Source organism: Cryobacterium roopkundense (assembly GCF_014200405.1).
Lineage (GTDB): Bacteria > Actinomycetota > Actinomycetes > Actinomycetales > Microbacteriaceae > Cryobacterium > Cryobacterium roopkundense.
Genome location: NZ_JACHBQ010000001.1, coordinates 1,054,270 through 1,069,801, shown reverse-complemented (window position 1 = coordinate 1,069,801; position 15,532 = coordinate 1,054,270). Strand labels below are relative to the sequence as shown.

The window sequence follows — 15,532 nt, the reverse complement described above, 5'->3', positions numbered from 1 at the left end:
CTCAGCGCTTGGTGTTCGAAAGAATGAGACGTTCTTCGCGTCCCTTGGAATAGACCTGGGCAATGTATTCACTGCACCGCCAGGCGTTGGCCATCATGGTCAACGTCGGGTTGACACCAGTCGCCGTCGGGAAGCCGGAGCCGTCGAGAACGAAGAGATTGTCCACTTCGTGGGCCTGACCCCACTCATTCAGCACGCTCTTGGCCGGGTCGGTGCCCATGCGCGCAGTGCCGTGCTGGTGGCACGTGTTGCCGGTCATCTTGTCCAGATAGACAGGGACGGTCTTGCGTGCCCCGGCCGCCTCTAGAATCTCAACGTTCTTGTCTACTTGCCATTTACCCATAGCGATGTCGTTGCGGTGTGGACTGTGTGTAATGCGTGCAACCGGCCGACCAAAAGCATCTTTCACCGTGGGGTCAAGATCTACCCGATTGGATTCCACCGGCAGGTCGTGCAGAATCAGGCCGATCTTCATGGCGTAGTTGTAGTAGTTGCGGTCTGCGTCTTTCAACGCCTCGCCCCAGCTCGGCCGGCCCGGAAAGACCCAGTTGATGGGGTGACAGGTCTGCGAGGCGGAGATGATGGAACCACCGATGTGACCACGGTTTTCGTCGGTCTCATAGAATTCCAACGATCCGCCGCTGATGTAGTTGCCGGCAAATCCGTTCAGCGGTTCGTCGATGTCTTTATCGAACAACCCCACCGCAAAGAGGTATTCGTGGAAGGTGGCGTTCTTGCCGACCAAGCCACTACCGTTGGCCAGACCATCGGGAAACCGAGGCGACTTGGACATGAGCATGAGGCGCGCGGATTCAATGGCACCAAGCGTCAAAATCACGACGCGCGCATCCTGCTCTACTTCGTTTCCATCCGGGTCGATGTAGACGACACCGGTGGCCTTGCCGTCATGACCCAACTTCACCGACTGCACGAAGCATTCCGCGCGGACTTCCAGGTTTCCCGTGGCCACGGCTTCCGGGATAAAAGAGGTCAACGTGTTGGAGCGGGCGCCACTGGGATCGCCATACTGGTTCCAGAAACTGGTCTGATTAAAGGGGTCACGACCGTTGTGTTTGTTCGTGACCATGGCATGCGGAATAGGAAAGGCGTTAATGCCCATTTTGTTGCAGGCATCGTAGAAACGCTTGCCGTACTGGGTCGGTCGGAGCGGCGGGCTGGGATAGCCCTTGCTGCGATACGGTTCGTACTTGTCGGCCCCCGCGATACCGGAGACGCCGAAGGCCCACTCAACCTTGGTGAGGTAGGGCTCCAGGTGTTCGTAGCGGAAGGGCCAGTCGGCGAGACTTGCGCCTTCGATCTCGCCGTGGAGGGAGCGCATCATGAAGTCAGACTCACGCGGGCGCGGCACCCAGCCGGCCCAGTGGTTTGTTCCTCCACCGACCATCTGCGGGGTCGGAGAAAAGGGGAATCTTTCCGCCACGGCGTTTTCGTCGTATCGTACGGTTCGGGGGAACATTTTCGGGTCCGGCCACATGTAGTCACGGTTGACGAACTTGAGTTCATCGCCGGAATAGTGTTCGAGGGGTCGCAGCCACGGGCCACGGTCAAAGCCCACTACCTTCAGTCCTGCCTCGGCCAGCACCTTGACAGCGGTGCCACCGTTGGCGCCGAGTCCCACGACGATCACGTCTACAGGCTCGGGCTTCTTCCGATTCAGCATGTTTTTCTCTTCCTTGAGACGGTTTTGTGAACTTCTTGATCACTTTTTACCGCGTCGTCAGTGATCCACGCGGAAGTGTTGTCTGGTGTTGACCAGACGCTGAGTTGCCGGCGGAATGATCGAACCGGCAACTCAGCGTCCCAAGTGCGCGCCTAGTGGGTCTCGAGGTACGTAACGAGAGCCGCTCCGAAGGCAGGCAGATCGATCGGAGTTCGGGAGGTGATTACGTTGCCGTCAACGACGACTGCTTCGTCAACCCAGACCCCGCCTGCGTTTTCCACATCGTCTTTGATCGGCAGGTAACCGGTAACCTTACGACCGTTTTTGAGCACTCCGGCTGACGCGAGGACCCAGCCACCGTGGCAGATGGCGGCAACCAGCTTGCCCGACTCGTGGGCGCCACGAACTAGGGAGATCATCTCGGGGTGCAGTCGCATATTATCGGGCGCAAATCCGCCCGGCACGACGACGGCGTCGAAATCTGCCGACGTCACGTCAGCGGCGTCTGCGTCGACATCCATGGGGTAGTGCTCTTTGGAGTCATAGCTCTTCTTGGTTCCGCTGCCGACGACGACAACGGTGGCCCCGGCCTCTTCGAGGCGGAGTTTGGGGTACCAGCCTTCGAGGATCTGGTATTCGTCCTCGATCAGCAGGGCAACTTTTTTTCCGGAAAGTGTCATTTCTGGGAGTCCTTTTTATCGTGAGTTGTGGGGTCACACAGGGTGAGAGGCTGGCGCCTTATTTGGCCAGCATCTCGAGAAACTCGATGCTCGTGCGCACGTCACCGTGATTGGCCTGAATATTGCGCAGAGCCTCCCAGTGCTGGCCGTAGCCCAGCGGGTCGTCCTGACCAGACGGGATAGCTGCGGTTGTGTCTGCCAGGACGATGATCTTGTAGTCCTGGTTGGCGCCATCAATGGCCGTTGCAATCTGACAGTTTCCGCTGGACAGGCCGGCCACGACGAGCGTGTCTGCTCCCGCGCGGCGCATGTACTCGTTCAGCGGAGTACCGAAGAAGGAAGAAAAGCGGTGCTTGCGCATCACAGGCTCGTCGGGAGCCGGAACGAGTTCGTCGACGAGTTCGTCGCCACCATTTCCCCATGATCCGGGGAAGCCTGCAAGCTGGCCTTCGAGGCCCCACTTGACATCCGCGTACCCGGCGTCTTTTCCATCGCCACGCAAACCCCAGAGGGACCAGACGACGGGGATGCCCGCTTCCCGGCAAGCATTAAGCACGTTCACGACCGGCTGCACCGTGTCTTTGCCCTCCGGAGCGCCGCCAACGCTCTCGATGTACATGGCACCGCCAACCTCGGCACACGCCTTCTGCATGTCGAGCACAAGCAGCATCGTCTTCTTCGGGTCGACCGTGGGAGAAACCCACGTGGACCGGCTAACTACTTTGTCAATGTTCTCGTAGGTGAAATCAAGCGAGGACAACATTGTCTCTTTTCTATCCGAGATACTACCGAGGTAGGTTATCTAATGGTCTGGTGGTCTGAACTATGACACAGTTCAGACGAATCAGTCAAACTATTTTTCAAAGTTCACGACGGATCACGCGGATCCAGAGCGTCACGCACGATGCGGCGCGGGTCATACTGGCGCGGATCGAGCTTTTTCCAATCGAGATCCTGGGCATCCTCCCCCAGCTCTTCGGCTAATCGATCCTTGGCACCATTGGCCATCGACCTTCCTCGCTTGACCAGCTGAGCAAGATTGGCCGTGTAAAGCGGCAGCCGTTCCGGCCCGATGAGGAACGCGGCGATCACGCCAATGATGACTAATTTGTCGAAGGTTAATCCAAACATGGTGACACCATAACACGCAGACCACTAGACATCAGATCACCAGAACAGATAGTCTCGACGTCACCGCACACAGCGCTCAAAACGATCGAAGGGTCCAGCTCATGCTTGCAAATCTCAACGGATGGCACGCCGTCATCATCCTCGCCGTCGTTCTGCTCCTCTTCGGTGCTCCGAAAATTCCGATGCTGGCGCGCAGCCTTGGGCAGTCGATGAAAATCTTCAAGAACGAGATCAAGCCAGACGCCAAACGTGCCGACGACGAACTGCCCGCAACCTCATCGACCGAGGCATCCGCGTCCCCGAGCAATAATTCCACTCTTGTCTAAGAGCGTGCACATTTCTCCAAACTTGGCATCCCCTCGCCGAGCCGACTAAATTTCACGCATGAACACAGACAACACATGAACACAGACAAGCCAGAGACCACGGCCGAAAAAGGTCGAATGTCACTTGCCCATCACCTCATCGAACTGCGCAAAAGGCTCTTCAAATCAGCCTTCGGGCTCCTCGGGGGCGCCGCAGCGGGCTGGATTCTTTCCGATTTCGTGATGGACAGCCTGCGAGTGCCGGTGAGTCTCATCGCAACGGCTCAAAACCGTTCTGCCACGCTGAACTTCGCTGACATAACGAGCGCTTTCGATCTCAAGCTGCAAATTGCACTCACCGTCGGCGCCGTGGTCTCCAGCCCGATCTGGCTTTTTCAGATATTTGCCTTTCTGGTTCCGGGTTTAACAAATAGGGAGAAGCGCTACACGCTCGGTTTTTTCTTCACGGCCGTGCCTCTGTTCCTGGCCGGGTGCAGCGCAGGCTGGTTTGTTCTGCCACAAATCGTTGCACTCATGACAAGTTTTGCGCCCGCTCAAGATGCCGCATTCATCGAGGCCAAGCTCTACTACGACTTCGTACTGAAGCTAGTCCTCGCTATCGGGATCGCTTTTGTCCTCCCGGTATTTATCGTCTTGCTTAATTTCATCGGGATTCTGAGTGCAGCGTCCATCATCAAATCCTGGCGCTTAGCCCTTCTGGCGATTGTGCTCTTCACGGCCGTCGCCACGCCCGCCGCCGACATCGTCTCCATGTTTATGTTGGCAATTCCGATGATCCTTCTCTATTTCCTGGCCGCGGGAGTCGCTGGGATACATGACCGACGGGTCGCCAAGAACCTGAGGCTGACAGACACGTCGTCGACCTCTCTGTTGGAGACCTGAGTCAGTTGTTGGCTCAACATCCTTCGGTGAACCGCAGCTTCGTCGTTTTGTTAGCGCGTGTCGGTGGGCTGGTGATGTCACACACCTAACCAAATCGGTCATGTCCCGCCGGGTGGTGTAATTCATCGTCACCGTGCGGGTCAGCTGATTTGATTATGCGGCAATGAGCTCGGGAACGGGATTCACCCCCGTCGAGGCGCTCGCGTTGGGGAGGGTGAGGGCGGCGTTGAAGGCGGTCAGCTGGCGCATGGAGTCCTCGGAGAGGTAGCGGCGGGAGCCGGCCTCCCACTCGTCGTGTTGCTCGACCAGCACGGCGCCTGCGAGGCGGAGCAGGGCGGCTGGGTTGGGGAACACACCGACGACATCGGTCCTGCGCTTGATTTCCTTATTTAATCGTTCGAGTGGGTTTGTGGACCACACCTATCGCCAGTGTTTGGGCGGGAATCCGCAGAAGGCGAGGATGTCGGCGCGGGCGTCGTGGAGTGGCGAGTGGCGCTTGATGGTAGCGGTAGTCCAGGCACCTGGTAGCGCAGTTCTGAAGAGCCGGTAGCGGCCCGGGTTTTGCGCCCGGGCCGCTTCGGTCACTCCCAGTAGGTCTCGTGGGCGCGGGCTTGGTCGTTGCGGTGCCGGCGCATGTCAATCTGGCCGAGGTTGATGATCCGGGCGTTGTTGGCGAGGCGGTTCACGATCGAGTCCGCGGCGACCCGGTCGGGCAGCTCGGCGACCCAGTGCTTTGGCCCGGTCTGCGAGGCGATCATCGTGGGTAGTCGGTGTTCCCTGTTCGCGAGGATCGCGAACAAGTCGCTGGCGGCGTCGCTGTCGATGCCGACTGTGAGGAAGTCGTCGATGATGAGCAGGTCGATGTTGGAGAGCTCGTTCAACAGCTTCTGATGGGCGATTCCGTCGCCGCGGGCGATGACAAGCCTTCGGGCGAGGTCGTCCATCCGGAAGTAGAGAACGGAGTGCTCACTCTGGCAGGCGCCGATGGCCAGCGCGCAGGCGAGGTAGGTCTTCCCGCCTCCGGTGGGCGAAATAATGAGGAGGTTCGTCGCATCGGAGCGCCAGTCATGGGCGGCATAGCGTCGCATTCTGACTGGGGTGATCCCGCGCCCGTCGCGGTAGTCGACCTCCGCGACCGTGGCCCCCGGGATCGGGAAAGCAGCTTGGCGGATGAGCTTGTCGACCTTGTTGATACGACGGGACTCCAACGCGTCGTCGACCGCGGTCAGGAACAGCTGCTCGGGGGTGAGGGTGTCGTTGCCTTCGTCTTGGATGAGTTCCTCCAGGCGCGTCGCGACGTGGGTCACGCGCAGGGCCCGGAACTTGTCGTAATCGATGCTGGTGAACATCACTTCCCCTCCTCGTCGCCTGCGTAGTGGGAGGCATCGCGGACGTAAACGTCCGAGATGGTGTCGCGGAACACGACCGTGTTGCTGCGTTTGCCTGTCGAGGCTGCCGGGGTCACCGGCCGGGGCTTCTTCGCGTCACTATCGATCGCCGCCATCAACCGTTTCAGCGTCGAATACGTCGGATGGGTGCCTCGGTTCACGAGTGCCTGGCAGGCCGCCTCCAGCCGTTCCCGGTTGTTCTTACCGAGCCCGTCGAGGATGTTCTGGCAGGCCAGGTAGCCCTGCGCCTCGATCACCTGGCTGTCGAGGATGTGCTCGATCACCGTGACGGTGGCCGGCCCAACGCTGCGCGCCCGGTCGATGAACCACCGCCTTGACCACAACCCGTCGATATCGCGGTGCTGCGGCGGGACGTGGTCCGGAAGAGTCGAGTACTGGCCTTTCCTCCCCGTCAGCCGAGGATGTTCGCAGATGCTCTCGTGCCCGTCGAAGACCGTCACCAGGGACGACGTCAGCCGAACCCGCAGCAGCTTGCCCGCCAACCCGAAGGGCACGGAATACCGTTGCGTGTCCGCGGTGACGTGGTAATTCCGGGCCGCCTTCAGCTCCTTCCACTGCACATCCTCGAACCCGGCATCGGGCAAAGGGCCGAGCAACTCGCGCTCCTCCATGTCGAAGCGTTCCCACCTGGTCGTGTCGTCGGCGCGGCGGATGTCATGGTTGATCTCACGCACGCGCTCTTCGATCGCCGTATTCAACTCGCTCAGCGTCGTGAAGACGTCGTCCTCGAGGTAGCCGATGACTCGTTTGTTGACCACGTTCACCGCGTTCTCCGCAGCCGCCTTATCGCGGGGTTTCTTCACTCGGGCCGGGACAATCGCGGTCTGGTAGTGATCCGCGAGCTGCTGATACCTCGCGTTGACGACCCGCTCCGCATCGCCCTTATGTGTCTGGTGAGTGGAGGTCGTCGGGTTGTCCGGCACGACGATCTGCGTCACGCCGCCGAAGAATGCGAACGCTCGAACGTGCGCATCGAGCCACGCCGGGGACTTCATATCCGCGTAAGCTCGGCAGAACAGAAGCCCTGAAAACGGCAACACCGCGACGAACAAGATCGCTCGGACCACCTCGCCGGTGATCGTGTCAACGATGTCCATCGTGTCGCCGGCCCAGTCGACCAGCATCGCCCGACCCGGCTCATGGCGCAGCACCGCGACGAGATCGTGGGTGCGGAGGTAGCCGGTGAACAGGGCGCAGAACTGCGAGTACCCGTACTTTTTCCCGGCGTCCTTGGCGTCGACGTACCGACGCCACGCCAGCAGCAACGTGAAGTGCCGGTTCGCCTTCATTGATGCCAGAACCCGAGACAAGTCGGGCTGGTCATACTCCGCCGACACTTTCCGGCGCCCGTCGGGGAACCATTCCGTCAGCTCGGCGTCGCTGACCGCGACCGCCGAGGTGACACCTCGTTCCTGGACCTCTTGCCGGACCCGGGCGACGTCGCGATGCGAGCACCCAGCGATCTCTACGACTTCGCGGTAGCTCCGCCCCTCGAGCAACAACCCCAATATTTTCCGATAATCCGCCATGACCCGCCCTTAACAATGGAACGACAACGCCTTGCGCGTTGTCCTTCCACAGCCCAGCAGTTCATTAGCGCCAGCGCTACCGTGTTCCCGGAATCCTGCTACCGAGTCGCTGGACTACCGCTACCTACAAGCGCTACTCGCCAGTGGAGCATTCTGGCGACTTTTGGGTGAGAGCGTTCGAGCATGCGGGTGACCTCGTCGAACTGGGCCTGAACGTGTGTCGCGTCGGGCTGGGCGAAGAAGGTGCGGATGACCGCTGCGACCATGTCCTGGCTGGCGCGCGGGACGATGGAGAGCACGTTTCTCATGAAGTGGACCCTGCAGCGTTGCCACGCGGCGCCTTGGAAAACGGTGCTGATGGCCTTCTTCAACCCTGAGTGAGCGTCGGAGATGACGAGTTTGACGCCGTCCAGCCCACGGGCCTTCAAGGACCGCAGGAACTCGGTCCAGAAGATCTCATTCTCGCTGTCGCCGACGTCGAAACCGAGGACCTCACGCCGGCCGTCAGCGGCCACGCCGATGGCGACGACCATCGCTTGGGAGATGACGCGGTGGTTGACGCGGGCCTTGCAATACGTGGCGTCGAGGAACACGTAGGGGTAGCCCGTGACGCCGAGGTCACGACCACGGAACGTAGCGACTTCCCCGTCAAGATCCGCGCAAATGCGCGACACTTCGGACTTGGAGACGCCGTGGAGGTAAGCCTCCATTACGACGGCGAATAGGGCTTGGTCAACGCGTCGGCGACGCTCGAGGAGGGCAGGGAAGAATGACCCTTGGCGCAGCTTGGGGATCTTCAGATTCAGGTCCCCGGCCGTGGTCGTCAAGACGCGCGGGCGGGTCCCATTGCGCTGGTTGGTGCGATCGTCAGAACGCTCAAACGGGGCCGCACCGATGTGGGCGGTGGCTTCCGCGTTGATGAGTTCTTGGTAGAGCGTTTCGGTCACCATTCCGATTCGATCGGTGACATTGGTGAGCTTGAGTTCCGAGAGGAGCGCAAGCAAGGCAGACTGGTCTAGAGCCATCGTGAGATGTGTCTTTCTGTGAGGAACTTTGAACGGTTCTCACCGACCATCACACGGTGGTTCGTTACGTTGATAATCCAACGATCAAACCCCGGGAATTACACCACTCAGGGGGACGTGACTTGGACATACGACCATTGTGATCGCGCCGATGAGCGGAGAATACATGATTGCTTCAGAGGATCGTCATGGGGTTGGAGGCCGCCCTACGACGCGACGTGACCCGCGGCGTGCGATCGCTGATTATGGAATCGTCAGGTCCCCTTGGTGAAGCACACGTGGGTTGTAGTAAATGTCTTTGATCGCCTGATGCGAGTTATTGGACTCGAGCTGCTCCGACCAGTGCATAAAGTAGCTCCAGTTGGGCTGACTCGCCAACTGCCACTCGGACGGCATCCGCCCAATCTCACCAAGCGCGATCGGTTTGCCGGCGGCAATGTTCTGCAGCGCGGCGTACTCCCCCTGGCTCGGAAAGTCCTTGTACCAGGCGTCGAGGGTCACCACATCGGTGTACCTCGCCCCCGGATAGTAGCCCGCCAGATTACCGTTGGGGTTGTCCTGCACGTTCCACGCCCAGGCCAGATTAGTCAGCCCCTTGGCCTGCACGAGATAGTCGTGGGTGATCTGGTACAGACGCAACGAACCATCCGTTCCGGAACGCCCACCCCACCACGGCCAGGTCTCATTCATTTCGTGCAGCGGCCGGAAGATCGCCGGAACCCCAGCGTCCTCAAGCTGCTGCAACGACGGCACAATCTCGTCGAGCCGGGACTTCCAGGCCGTGTTCAGGGCCGTGCCATTGGTGATGAGTTGCGACCACTGCCAATCGGTGAGGTCGCCGTTGATCTGCTCCCACGTGCACGACGACGCCCCGGTCGGCGGGCAGACATGCCAGCTCAGCACGACCAACGACCCGTTCTGCCACTCGGTTCGGGCCTGATTCACGACACTCTGGCGGTTGGCCACATCGTTCGCACCGAACAGAAAATCCCCGCCCCAGAGCCCCGGGTACACGCCGGTGATGTCATGCACCCGCTGCGTGTAATGCCCCGGTTGGGCCGCCGGTTCCTTATTGTGCTGACCGCTCACGACCTTAGACCCGGTGATCGAATGCAGGTAGTTAACCACCGAGCCCTCGTTCGCCGGCGCGAACGCCTCGGCCTCGGGAGGGTTCGAGCTGCCCGCGGCCAGTAATCCCACCACCGCCACCACCCCGATGAGCGTGCGCGTGCCTCGAAGTTTCAACGTCATTGTTGGTCCTACTCCTTCTATCGGTCCTGCAGTGTGGGCAGTCATGAAAGCTCAGTCCTGAGCCGGGGCGGTGACGCGGATGCCGCCACCCGAACAGTCAGACGGGGCTGAGCAACGCTGGGCGCGGCATGCGTCTGCCGACGTCGAGCCCCTCCTCGCGGGGCCTGGCACGTGTGGCGTCGAGAAGATCGCCGCGATGCACCAGCCCGCCGGCGCCGATCAGTGGCCCGCGCCCGTTCAGCGCCGACGGCACCACCGTGACCTGCGCATAGTCGAAGAGGATGCTATCGGCGATCGCCGCACGCACAAGGTCGAGGTAGTCGTCGGCAACGAGCACAAAACCGCCGCCGATCGCGACGATCTCGAGGTCTAGCAGCATCGAGACGCTGGCAATCGCTTCGCCGACCGCGGTCGCGGAGCGGCGCACGGCATCCTGGGCCACGCGGTTGCCTGCGCGGCAGTCGACAGCGAGGTCCTCCCCCGTGCTGCCCGCCCAGCCGCGTCGACGCGCCCAGGCGACGGCGCTCGGGCCCGAGGCGATGGCCTCGAGCGTCGAAGCGCCGCGCGCTGAGCCCAGCTTCCGCGACCTGATCTGCATCTGCCCGACGTGCCCGGCGTTGCCGGTACCGCCGGCGATCAGCGCATCGTGCAGAATCAGGCCACCGCCGACGCCGGTCGACACGACCATGCTCATCGAGTTGGCGTAGCCGCGGGTCGCGCCCATCCAGTGTTCTGCGAGCGCAATGCAGGTGCCGTCGAGGCGCAGTGTCACCCGCGCCCCCGGCACCAGGCGCTCCACATGCTCCCGCACCGCGAACCCGGCCAAGCGCGGCAGGTTCTTCGGGCTGATCGTGCCCGCGGCCAGGGTCACCGGACCGGCCGATCCGATGCCGACCGCCGTCACCGCCATCCCCCCGCCGGCGAGCGCGCGCCGCACGACGCCGTCGAGGGCCGAGATCAGCTCCGCCCGCGACGCCGCTGGCCCGGTCGGCGCCCGATACACCTCGCCGAGCAGGTCACCGTGCGGGCCGACCAGGGCAGCCGCCACCTTGGTACCACCGAGGTCGACGGCCAGAACGGATGCCTGCGGCGCCATGGTCAGCGCGCCCAGTCCGCCACGAGCTGGTTCGCCGTGCGCAGCACCCGCAGTGACGTCAGCTCCGCCGCGTCCAACGGCCGGGCCGATGTCACCTCGAACGTCACCGTTTCGCCGGGAAGCAGGGTCACGAGCATGTCGGAGACGACCGCCGAGGCATCCACTTTGTCGACCAGCAGGGTGAGGTCGCGCACCAGTGTGTGCGCGGTCACCGTGACGGCGCAGCCGGTCGGCGTGTCGGTGACGTGGCTGCTCAGCTCGGCCGCCGCGAGCTCGGAGTCGCGGTACTCGGCGAAGAACCAGTGCGCCCGCTCGGTGCCGAGCGTGGCCGCGAGCAGTTCGCCGGCCTCGTTCGTGGGTGTGGCTACTGCCGCCGGAATCGGCACGACCCGGGTGGAGCGCGCCGGAACGTCGACCTCGATTGACACGGATGCCCGCTCGGAGCCGTCGAAACCGTGCCGTGTCAGCACGAGCGTCTCGGTCCACGCCACGGCGGAGTCGTTGATCACCGCGGCGACGAGCACTCCGTCGTGCGGCTGGATGGTGAGCAGTTGATCGGCGTAGACGTGCTTGAGCGCATACAGCAACGGTTTCGCGGTGCCATCGCCGTCCACGGCCGCCCACGACGTGACCGGCCAGCAGTCATTGAGCTGCCACACCACGGTGCCCATGTTCTTCGGCGCCAGAGACCGCCAGTACGAGATGCCGACCGCGATCGCGGTGGCCTGGGTGAGCGACATCGCCCAGTGCCAGTCCTCGGTGTGGTCGGGCAACGGCAGGTGCGCCACGAGGCCGTCGGTGAGTTTGTCGTTGCCGTCGCTGGCCTTCTGGTGCAGCAGCATGCCCGGGGATTCTGGGGTGAGCGGGTCATCGGAAATGGCGCGCGTGATCGTGGACCAGCTCGCCGGACCCTGCCAGCCGAATTCGGCGACGAACCGGGGGTTCACGTCGCGGTAGCCGGGGTAGTCCTCCCGGTTCCAGTGCTCCCACAGGTGCACCGAACCGTGCTCGACAGCGTTGGCGAATATGTCGGGGTCTCCCGACCAGGGGCTGCCCGGCGTGTAGGCGCGCGACGGGTCCAGCTCGGTAACGAGCCGCGGCAGCAGGTCGAGGTAGTACCCCAGCCCCCAGGTTTTGCCCTGCAGGCGTTTCTCCCAGCCCCATTCCTGGTAGCCCCAGATGTTCTCGTTGTTGCCGTTCCACAGCACGAGGCTCGCATGCGGCATCAACCGTTCCACGTTGTCGCGCACCTCGGCCTCGACTTCCCCGCGCAGCGGCTCCTCCTCGGAGTACCCGGCGCACGCGAAGAGAAAGTCCTGCCAGGTGAGAATTCCGCGCTCGTCACACAGGTCGAAGAAGTCGTCGGACTCGAAGACACCGCCGCCCCAGACTCGCAGCAGGTTGATGTTGGCGAACTCGGCCTGGTCGAGGCGGCGGGCGTAGCGGGGTCGGTCTACGCGGTGCAGAAAGGCGTCGTCGGGAATCCAGTTGGCACCGCGCGCCCAGATCGGCTGCCCGTTGACGACGAAGCGAAAACTGGTGCCGTCGACGTCCGGTTCAAGCTCGACGGCGACGGTGCGAAACCCGAGCCGGCTGGCCCAGAGGTCGGTGACCTGCGACGTGGCCACGGTGACCTCAAGTGGGTAGAGCGGCTGCTCACCGAACCCGCGCGGCCACCACAGGGCCACCTCGGCGACCGGGATGCTGAGGGTCGCCGTCGTCTGCCCTGCGGCGACGGCGACCGAGCCCGTTGCTCCGGCGGAACCCGGCCCGGCGCCGGTCGCGCCGGTGCCCGCTACGGCTTGTCCGAGGTCGGCGACCGGCCCGAAGCCCGGAGCGCCGATCGAGCCCGCGATCGTGACTGGGCCGCCGTCGGCATCCGCCCGCTCGATCTGCACCTCGACGGTGACCATGCCCGCGCTGCCGTTGACCACGCCGTCGACCGTGGCGGTGGGCCGCACGCTCTCAAGCCGGGCGCCCGACCAGGAGTGCAGCGAGACGGGCTTCCAGATGCCGCTGGTCGCCACGTCGAGGCCCCAGTCCCAACCGAAGTTGCAGGCAGATTTGCGGATCGCGTTGTACGGGTGGGAGTTGACGTGCGGCCGGTAGCCCAGCTCGAGGCTTTGCGCGTCGGCGTATTTCACCGGCGACGCGAAGTGCACCGTGAGCTCGTTCGTTCCTGCGCGCAGGTGTTCGTCGACGGCCACGCGGTAGCGGCGGTGCTGGTTGCGGGTGCTGGCGATCACCCGCCCGTTCAGGCTCACCGTAGCGACCGTGTCGAGGCCCTCGAAGACCAGGTCGTGTCGGTCTTCCCCGTCGGGCGCCCACTCGAACCGAGTCGAGTACTCCCAGTCCGCCTGCCCGACCCAGCTGACCCGCCGCTCGTTCTCGTCGAGGTACGGGTCGGGAATCAGCCCGGCGGCCAGCAGGTCGGTGTGCACCGAGCCCGGAACGGTCGCGGCCACGACGGCCTGGGCGATGTCGGCCGGCACCGGGCCGGCCCCGGCGCGCAGGGTCCACCCGTCGTGCAGGGTACGGATGCCGTGGGGTGTGTGAGGGGTCATTTGGTAGCTCCAGAGGTGAGGCCGTTGTAGATGAATCGCTGCAGAAAAAGAAAGGCGATGAGGGTCGGGATGATCACGAGCAGGGTGCCGGCGGCGATGACTTCCCACTGCGCGCCGAACGGTCCCGTGAACCGAAACAATGAGGTCGAGATGACGCCGAGGTCCCGGGAGGGCATATAGAGAAAGGGAATGTAGAACTCGTTGTAGACGGCGATGCCCTTGATGATGATCACTGTCGCGATGGCGGGTTTGAGCAGCGGCAGAATGATGCGCCAGTAGATGGTCCAGCGGCTGGCCCCGTCGAGCATGGCGGCTTCGTCGAGCGAGACCGGGATCGACTGCATGAACTGCAAGAAGATGTAGATCGCGATGATGTCGGTGCCCATGAAGAGCAGGATCGCGGCGCCGCGGGTGTTGAACAGGTCTAGGAAGCTGATCACCTGGAACGTGGCGACCTGTGTCGTCACGGCGGGCACAAGAGTGGCGAGCAGGAACAGTCCAAGCACCAGCACGCGGCCGCGAAACCGAAACCGGTCCAGCGCATACGCGGTCATCGTGCCGATCAGAATCGTGCCGGTCACTGAGACGACCAGAATGATGCCGGTGTTGAGAAACCCAGTGATCATGCCGCCCTCCGTGAAGGCCGTCACGAAGTTGTCGAAGTTGAACCAGTTGCCGGGCGGGTCGAGCGGGCCGGTGTTGCGGTACTCCTGATTGGTTTTGAAGGCGAGCATGACGATGCTCAGAATCGGCACGATCGCGCACAGGCTCGCGAACACCAGCGCCAGGTATTTCAGCGCCGTGCCGAGCCTGCTGACCGGGCTGCGGTGAGTGTGGAAGCCTCGTCGCGGCGTGAGGGTCGCGGCATCGGCAGAGGCAGCCGCGCCGGGCCGCGTGCGGGTCAGGCTCATGAGAGGCCCTTCTTTTCGTCGGGGAAGAACGCCCGCTGCACGGCGGTGATCACGAGCACGATCACGAGCAGCACCACGGCCATCGCCGACGCGAGGCCGACCTTCGCGAAGCGGAACGCGGTGTCGACGGTTTGAATCACGAAGGTCTCCGAGCCGTTGGCACCGCCGGTCATGATGTACGGCATCTCGAACGCCGACAGTGCCCCGGCGATCGCGAGAATGAACGACAGTCCGAGAATGCGACGGATGCTCGGCACGATGATGAACCGAAACTTGTGCCACGAGTTGGCGCCGTCGAGGTCGGCCGCTTCGTATTGCTCCACCGGCACGGACTGGATCGCGCCGAGGAACAGCACGAAGTTCAGCCCCATGTAACGCCAGACCGAGGTCGCCGCGAGGGAGGAGTTCACGACCGAGGAATCGCCGAGCCACTGCGGGGTGTCCGTCACGCCGAGCGCCGCGAGCAGCGCGTCGAGGGTGCCGTCGGGGCGGAAGAAATACAAAAACATCAGCCCGATGGCGACCCCATTGATGAGGTACGGGAAGAAAATGATGCCCTTGAAGAGGTTGCGAAACCGGGTCTTGAAGCTGAGCAGGGTGGCGAAGAACAATGCGATTACGAGCTGGGCGATCGCCCCGGCGAGGTAGTACAGGCTCACGAAGAACACCTGGAACAGTTCGGGCCGGGTGAAGATTTCGATGTAGTTGGCCAGCCCCACGAATTCCTTCTCCTCGTCCAGGCCGTCCCAGGAGGTCACGCTGTACCAGAACATGTTGGCCACGGGTACGTAGGTCAGCACGATGAGAAAGGCCAGCGGCACGATCAGGAACAGCCACGGTGTCATACGGCCGCCGAAAATTCCGGCCCGTTTGCGCGGCGCCCGGGGGTTGGTCGGCGGGCGTGTGCCCGGTGTGCGGGCCGCCGTACGGGATGGGGTGGCGGTGGACATGGCACTCGACTTTCTCGGGGGCGGGGTAGGGCAGGCCGGCAGAACAGGGGCGGTTCGGGCAGTTCGCGAACGGGGCGGGCAGCGACCCGGTTGGGGA

Annotated in this window: 13 protein-coding genes and 2 pseudogenes; 2 read left to right on the top strand and 13 right to left on the bottom strand. The window is 62.9% G+C overall.

The features are described 5' to 3' along the window. Position 1 precedes the first annotated feature (1 nt). The 4 genes from BJ997_RS05020 to BJ997_RS05005 form a co-directional block, all read right to left on the bottom strand. Entirely contained in the window at positions 2-1,681 is a 1,680-nt protein-coding gene (locus BJ997_RS05020; protein ID WP_035836852.1) for a GMC family oxidoreductase, read from the bottom strand. 152 nt (positions 1,682-1,833) lie between these two features. Continuing rightward, positions 1,834-2,361, bottom strand: a complete 528-nt coding sequence (locus BJ997_RS05015; RefSeq protein ID WP_035836853.1) for a type 1 glutamine amidotransferase domain-containing protein — start codon at positions 2,359-2,361, stop codon at positions 1,834-1,836. A 58-nt stretch (positions 2,362-2,419) separates the two neighbouring features. Beyond that, positions 2,420-3,124 carry a cysteine hydrolase family protein gene (locus BJ997_RS05010; RefSeq protein WP_035836854.1) on the bottom strand — a complete coding sequence of 235 codons (705 nt, stop codon included), beginning with the start codon at positions 3,122-3,124 and terminating at the stop codon, positions 2,420-2,422. A gap of 104 nt (positions 3,125-3,228) precedes the next feature. Continuing rightward, complete coding sequence (locus tag BJ997_RS05005) at positions 3,229-3,492, bottom strand: twin-arginine translocase TatA/TatE family subunit (RefSeq protein WP_183323271.1); 264 nt, start codon at positions 3,490-3,492, stop codon at positions 3,229-3,231. A 101-nt stretch (positions 3,493-3,593) separates the two neighbouring features. On the opposite strand from BJ997_RS05005, the gene tatA reads away from it, so the two are divergent. Both tatA and tatC read left to right on the top strand, forming a co-directional pair. Then, positions 3,594-3,818, top strand: a complete 225-nt coding sequence (gene tatA, locus BJ997_RS05000; RefSeq protein WP_035836855.1) for a twin-arginine translocase TatA/TatE family subunit — start codon at positions 3,594-3,596, stop codon at positions 3,816-3,818. Positions 3,819-3,935: 117 nt separating this feature from the next. Beyond that, a complete protein-coding gene (tatC, locus tag BJ997_RS04995) occupies positions 3,936-4,700 on the top strand; it encodes a twin-arginine translocase subunit TatC (protein ID WP_035836856.1) in 765 nt (254 codons plus the stop codon). Positions 4,701-4,853: 153 nt separating this feature from the next. On the opposite strand, the pseudogene BJ997_RS04990 reads toward tatC, so the two are convergent. The 9 genes and pseudogenes from BJ997_RS04990 to BJ997_RS04950 all read right to left on the bottom strand — a co-directional run. Then, positions 4,854-5,168 (bottom strand): annotated as a pseudogene (locus BJ997_RS04990) (transposase); the annotation flags it as partial. A gap of 113 nt (positions 5,169-5,281) precedes the next feature. Continuing rightward, positions 5,282-6,049: an ATP-binding protein gene (locus tag BJ997_RS04985; protein WP_035840905.1), complete on the bottom strand. Its 768-nt coding sequence runs from the start codon at positions 6,047-6,049 to the stop codon at positions 5,282-5,284. Further along, entirely contained in the window at positions 6,049-7,638 is a 1,590-nt protein-coding gene (gene istA, locus BJ997_RS04980) for an IS21 family transposase (RefSeq protein ID WP_035840902.1), read from the bottom strand. Before istA ends, BJ997_RS04985 begins: the two co-directional genes overlap by 1 nt. Positions 7,639-7,784: 146 nt before the next feature. Beyond that, positions 7,785-8,663 (bottom strand): annotated as a pseudogene (locus tag BJ997_RS04975) (IS256 family transposase); the annotation flags it as partial. A 243-nt stretch (positions 8,664-8,906) separates the two neighbouring features. Further along, positions 8,907-9,914 carry a glycoside hydrolase family 26 protein gene (locus tag BJ997_RS04970; RefSeq protein ID WP_035839335.1) on the bottom strand — a complete coding sequence of 336 codons (1,008 nt, stop codon included), beginning with the start codon at positions 9,912-9,914 and terminating at the stop codon, positions 8,907-8,909. Positions 9,915-10,011: 97 nt separating this feature from the next. Beyond that, the gene (locus BJ997_RS04965; RefSeq protein ID WP_084141656.1) at positions 10,012-11,010 is read right to left on the bottom strand and encodes an ROK family protein; all 999 of its coding nucleotides are present in this window, start codon (positions 11,008-11,010) and stop codon (positions 10,012-10,014) included. 2 nt (positions 11,011-11,012) lie between these two features. Further along, complete coding sequence (locus tag BJ997_RS04960; protein ID WP_035839332.1) at positions 11,013-13,574, bottom strand: glycoside hydrolase family 2 protein; 2,562 nt, start codon at positions 13,572-13,574, stop codon at positions 11,013-11,015. Further along, entirely contained in the window at positions 13,571-14,485 is a 915-nt protein-coding gene (locus BJ997_RS04955; protein WP_052542619.1) for a carbohydrate ABC transporter permease, read from the bottom strand. Before BJ997_RS04955 ends, BJ997_RS04960 begins: the two co-directional genes overlap by 4 nt. Then, the gene (locus tag BJ997_RS04950; protein WP_035839327.1) at positions 14,482-15,435 is read right to left on the bottom strand and encodes a carbohydrate ABC transporter permease; all 954 of its coding nucleotides are present in this window, start codon (positions 15,433-15,435) and stop codon (positions 14,482-14,484) included. Before BJ997_RS04950 ends, BJ997_RS04955 begins: the two co-directional genes overlap by 4 nt. Positions 15,436-15,532 lie beyond the last annotated feature (97 nt).

Excerpts from the sequence above, each read along its gene's own strand:
- BJ997_RS05020 (WP_035836852.1), bottom strand. The coding sequence starts at position 1,681 with ATGCTGAATCGGAAGAAGCCCGAGCCTGTAGACGTGATCGTCGTGGGA.
- BJ997_RS04950 (WP_035839327.1), bottom strand. The coding sequence starts at position 15,435 with ATGTCCACCGCCACCCCATCCCGTACGGCGGCCCGCACACCGGGCACA.
- BJ997_RS05005 (WP_183323271.1), bottom strand. The coding sequence starts at position 3,492 with ATGTTTGGATTAACCTTCGACAAATTAGTCATCATTGGCGTGATCGCC.
- BJ997_RS04960 (WP_035839332.1), bottom strand. The coding sequence starts at position 13,574 with ATGACCCCTCACACACCCCACGGCATCCGTACCCTGCACGACGGGTGG.
- BJ997_RS04955 (WP_052542619.1), bottom strand. The coding sequence starts at position 14,485 with ATGAGCCTGACCCGCACGCGGCCCGGCGCGGCTGCCTCTGCCGATGCC.
- istA (WP_035840902.1), bottom strand. The coding sequence starts at position 7,638 with ATGGCGGATTATCGGAAAATATTGGGGTTGTTGCTCGAGGGGCGGAGC.
- tatA (WP_035836855.1), top strand. The coding sequence starts at position 3,594 with ATGCTTGCAAATCTCAACGGATGGCACGCCGTCATCATCCTCGCCGTC.
- BJ997_RS04965 (WP_084141656.1), bottom strand. The coding sequence starts at position 11,010 with ATGGCGCCGCAGGCATCCGTTCTGGCCGTCGACCTCGGTGGTACCAAG.
- tatC (WP_035836856.1), top strand. The coding sequence starts at position 3,936 with ATGTCACTTGCCCATCACCTCATCGAACTGCGCAAAAGGCTCTTCAAA.
- BJ997_RS05010 (WP_035836854.1), bottom strand. The coding sequence starts at position 3,124 with ATGTTGTCCTCGCTTGATTTCACCTACGAGAACATTGACAAAGTAGTT.
- BJ997_RS04985 (WP_035840905.1), bottom strand. The coding sequence starts at position 6,049 with ATGTTCACCAGCATCGATTACGACAAGTTCCGGGCCCTGCGCGTGACC.
- BJ997_RS05015 (WP_035836853.1), bottom strand. The coding sequence starts at position 2,361 with ATGACACTTTCCGGAAAAAAAGTTGCCCTGCTGATCGAGGACGAATAC.
- BJ997_RS04970 (WP_035839335.1), bottom strand. The coding sequence starts at position 9,914 with ATGACGTTGAAACTTCGAGGCACGCGCACGCTCATCGGGGTGGTGGCG.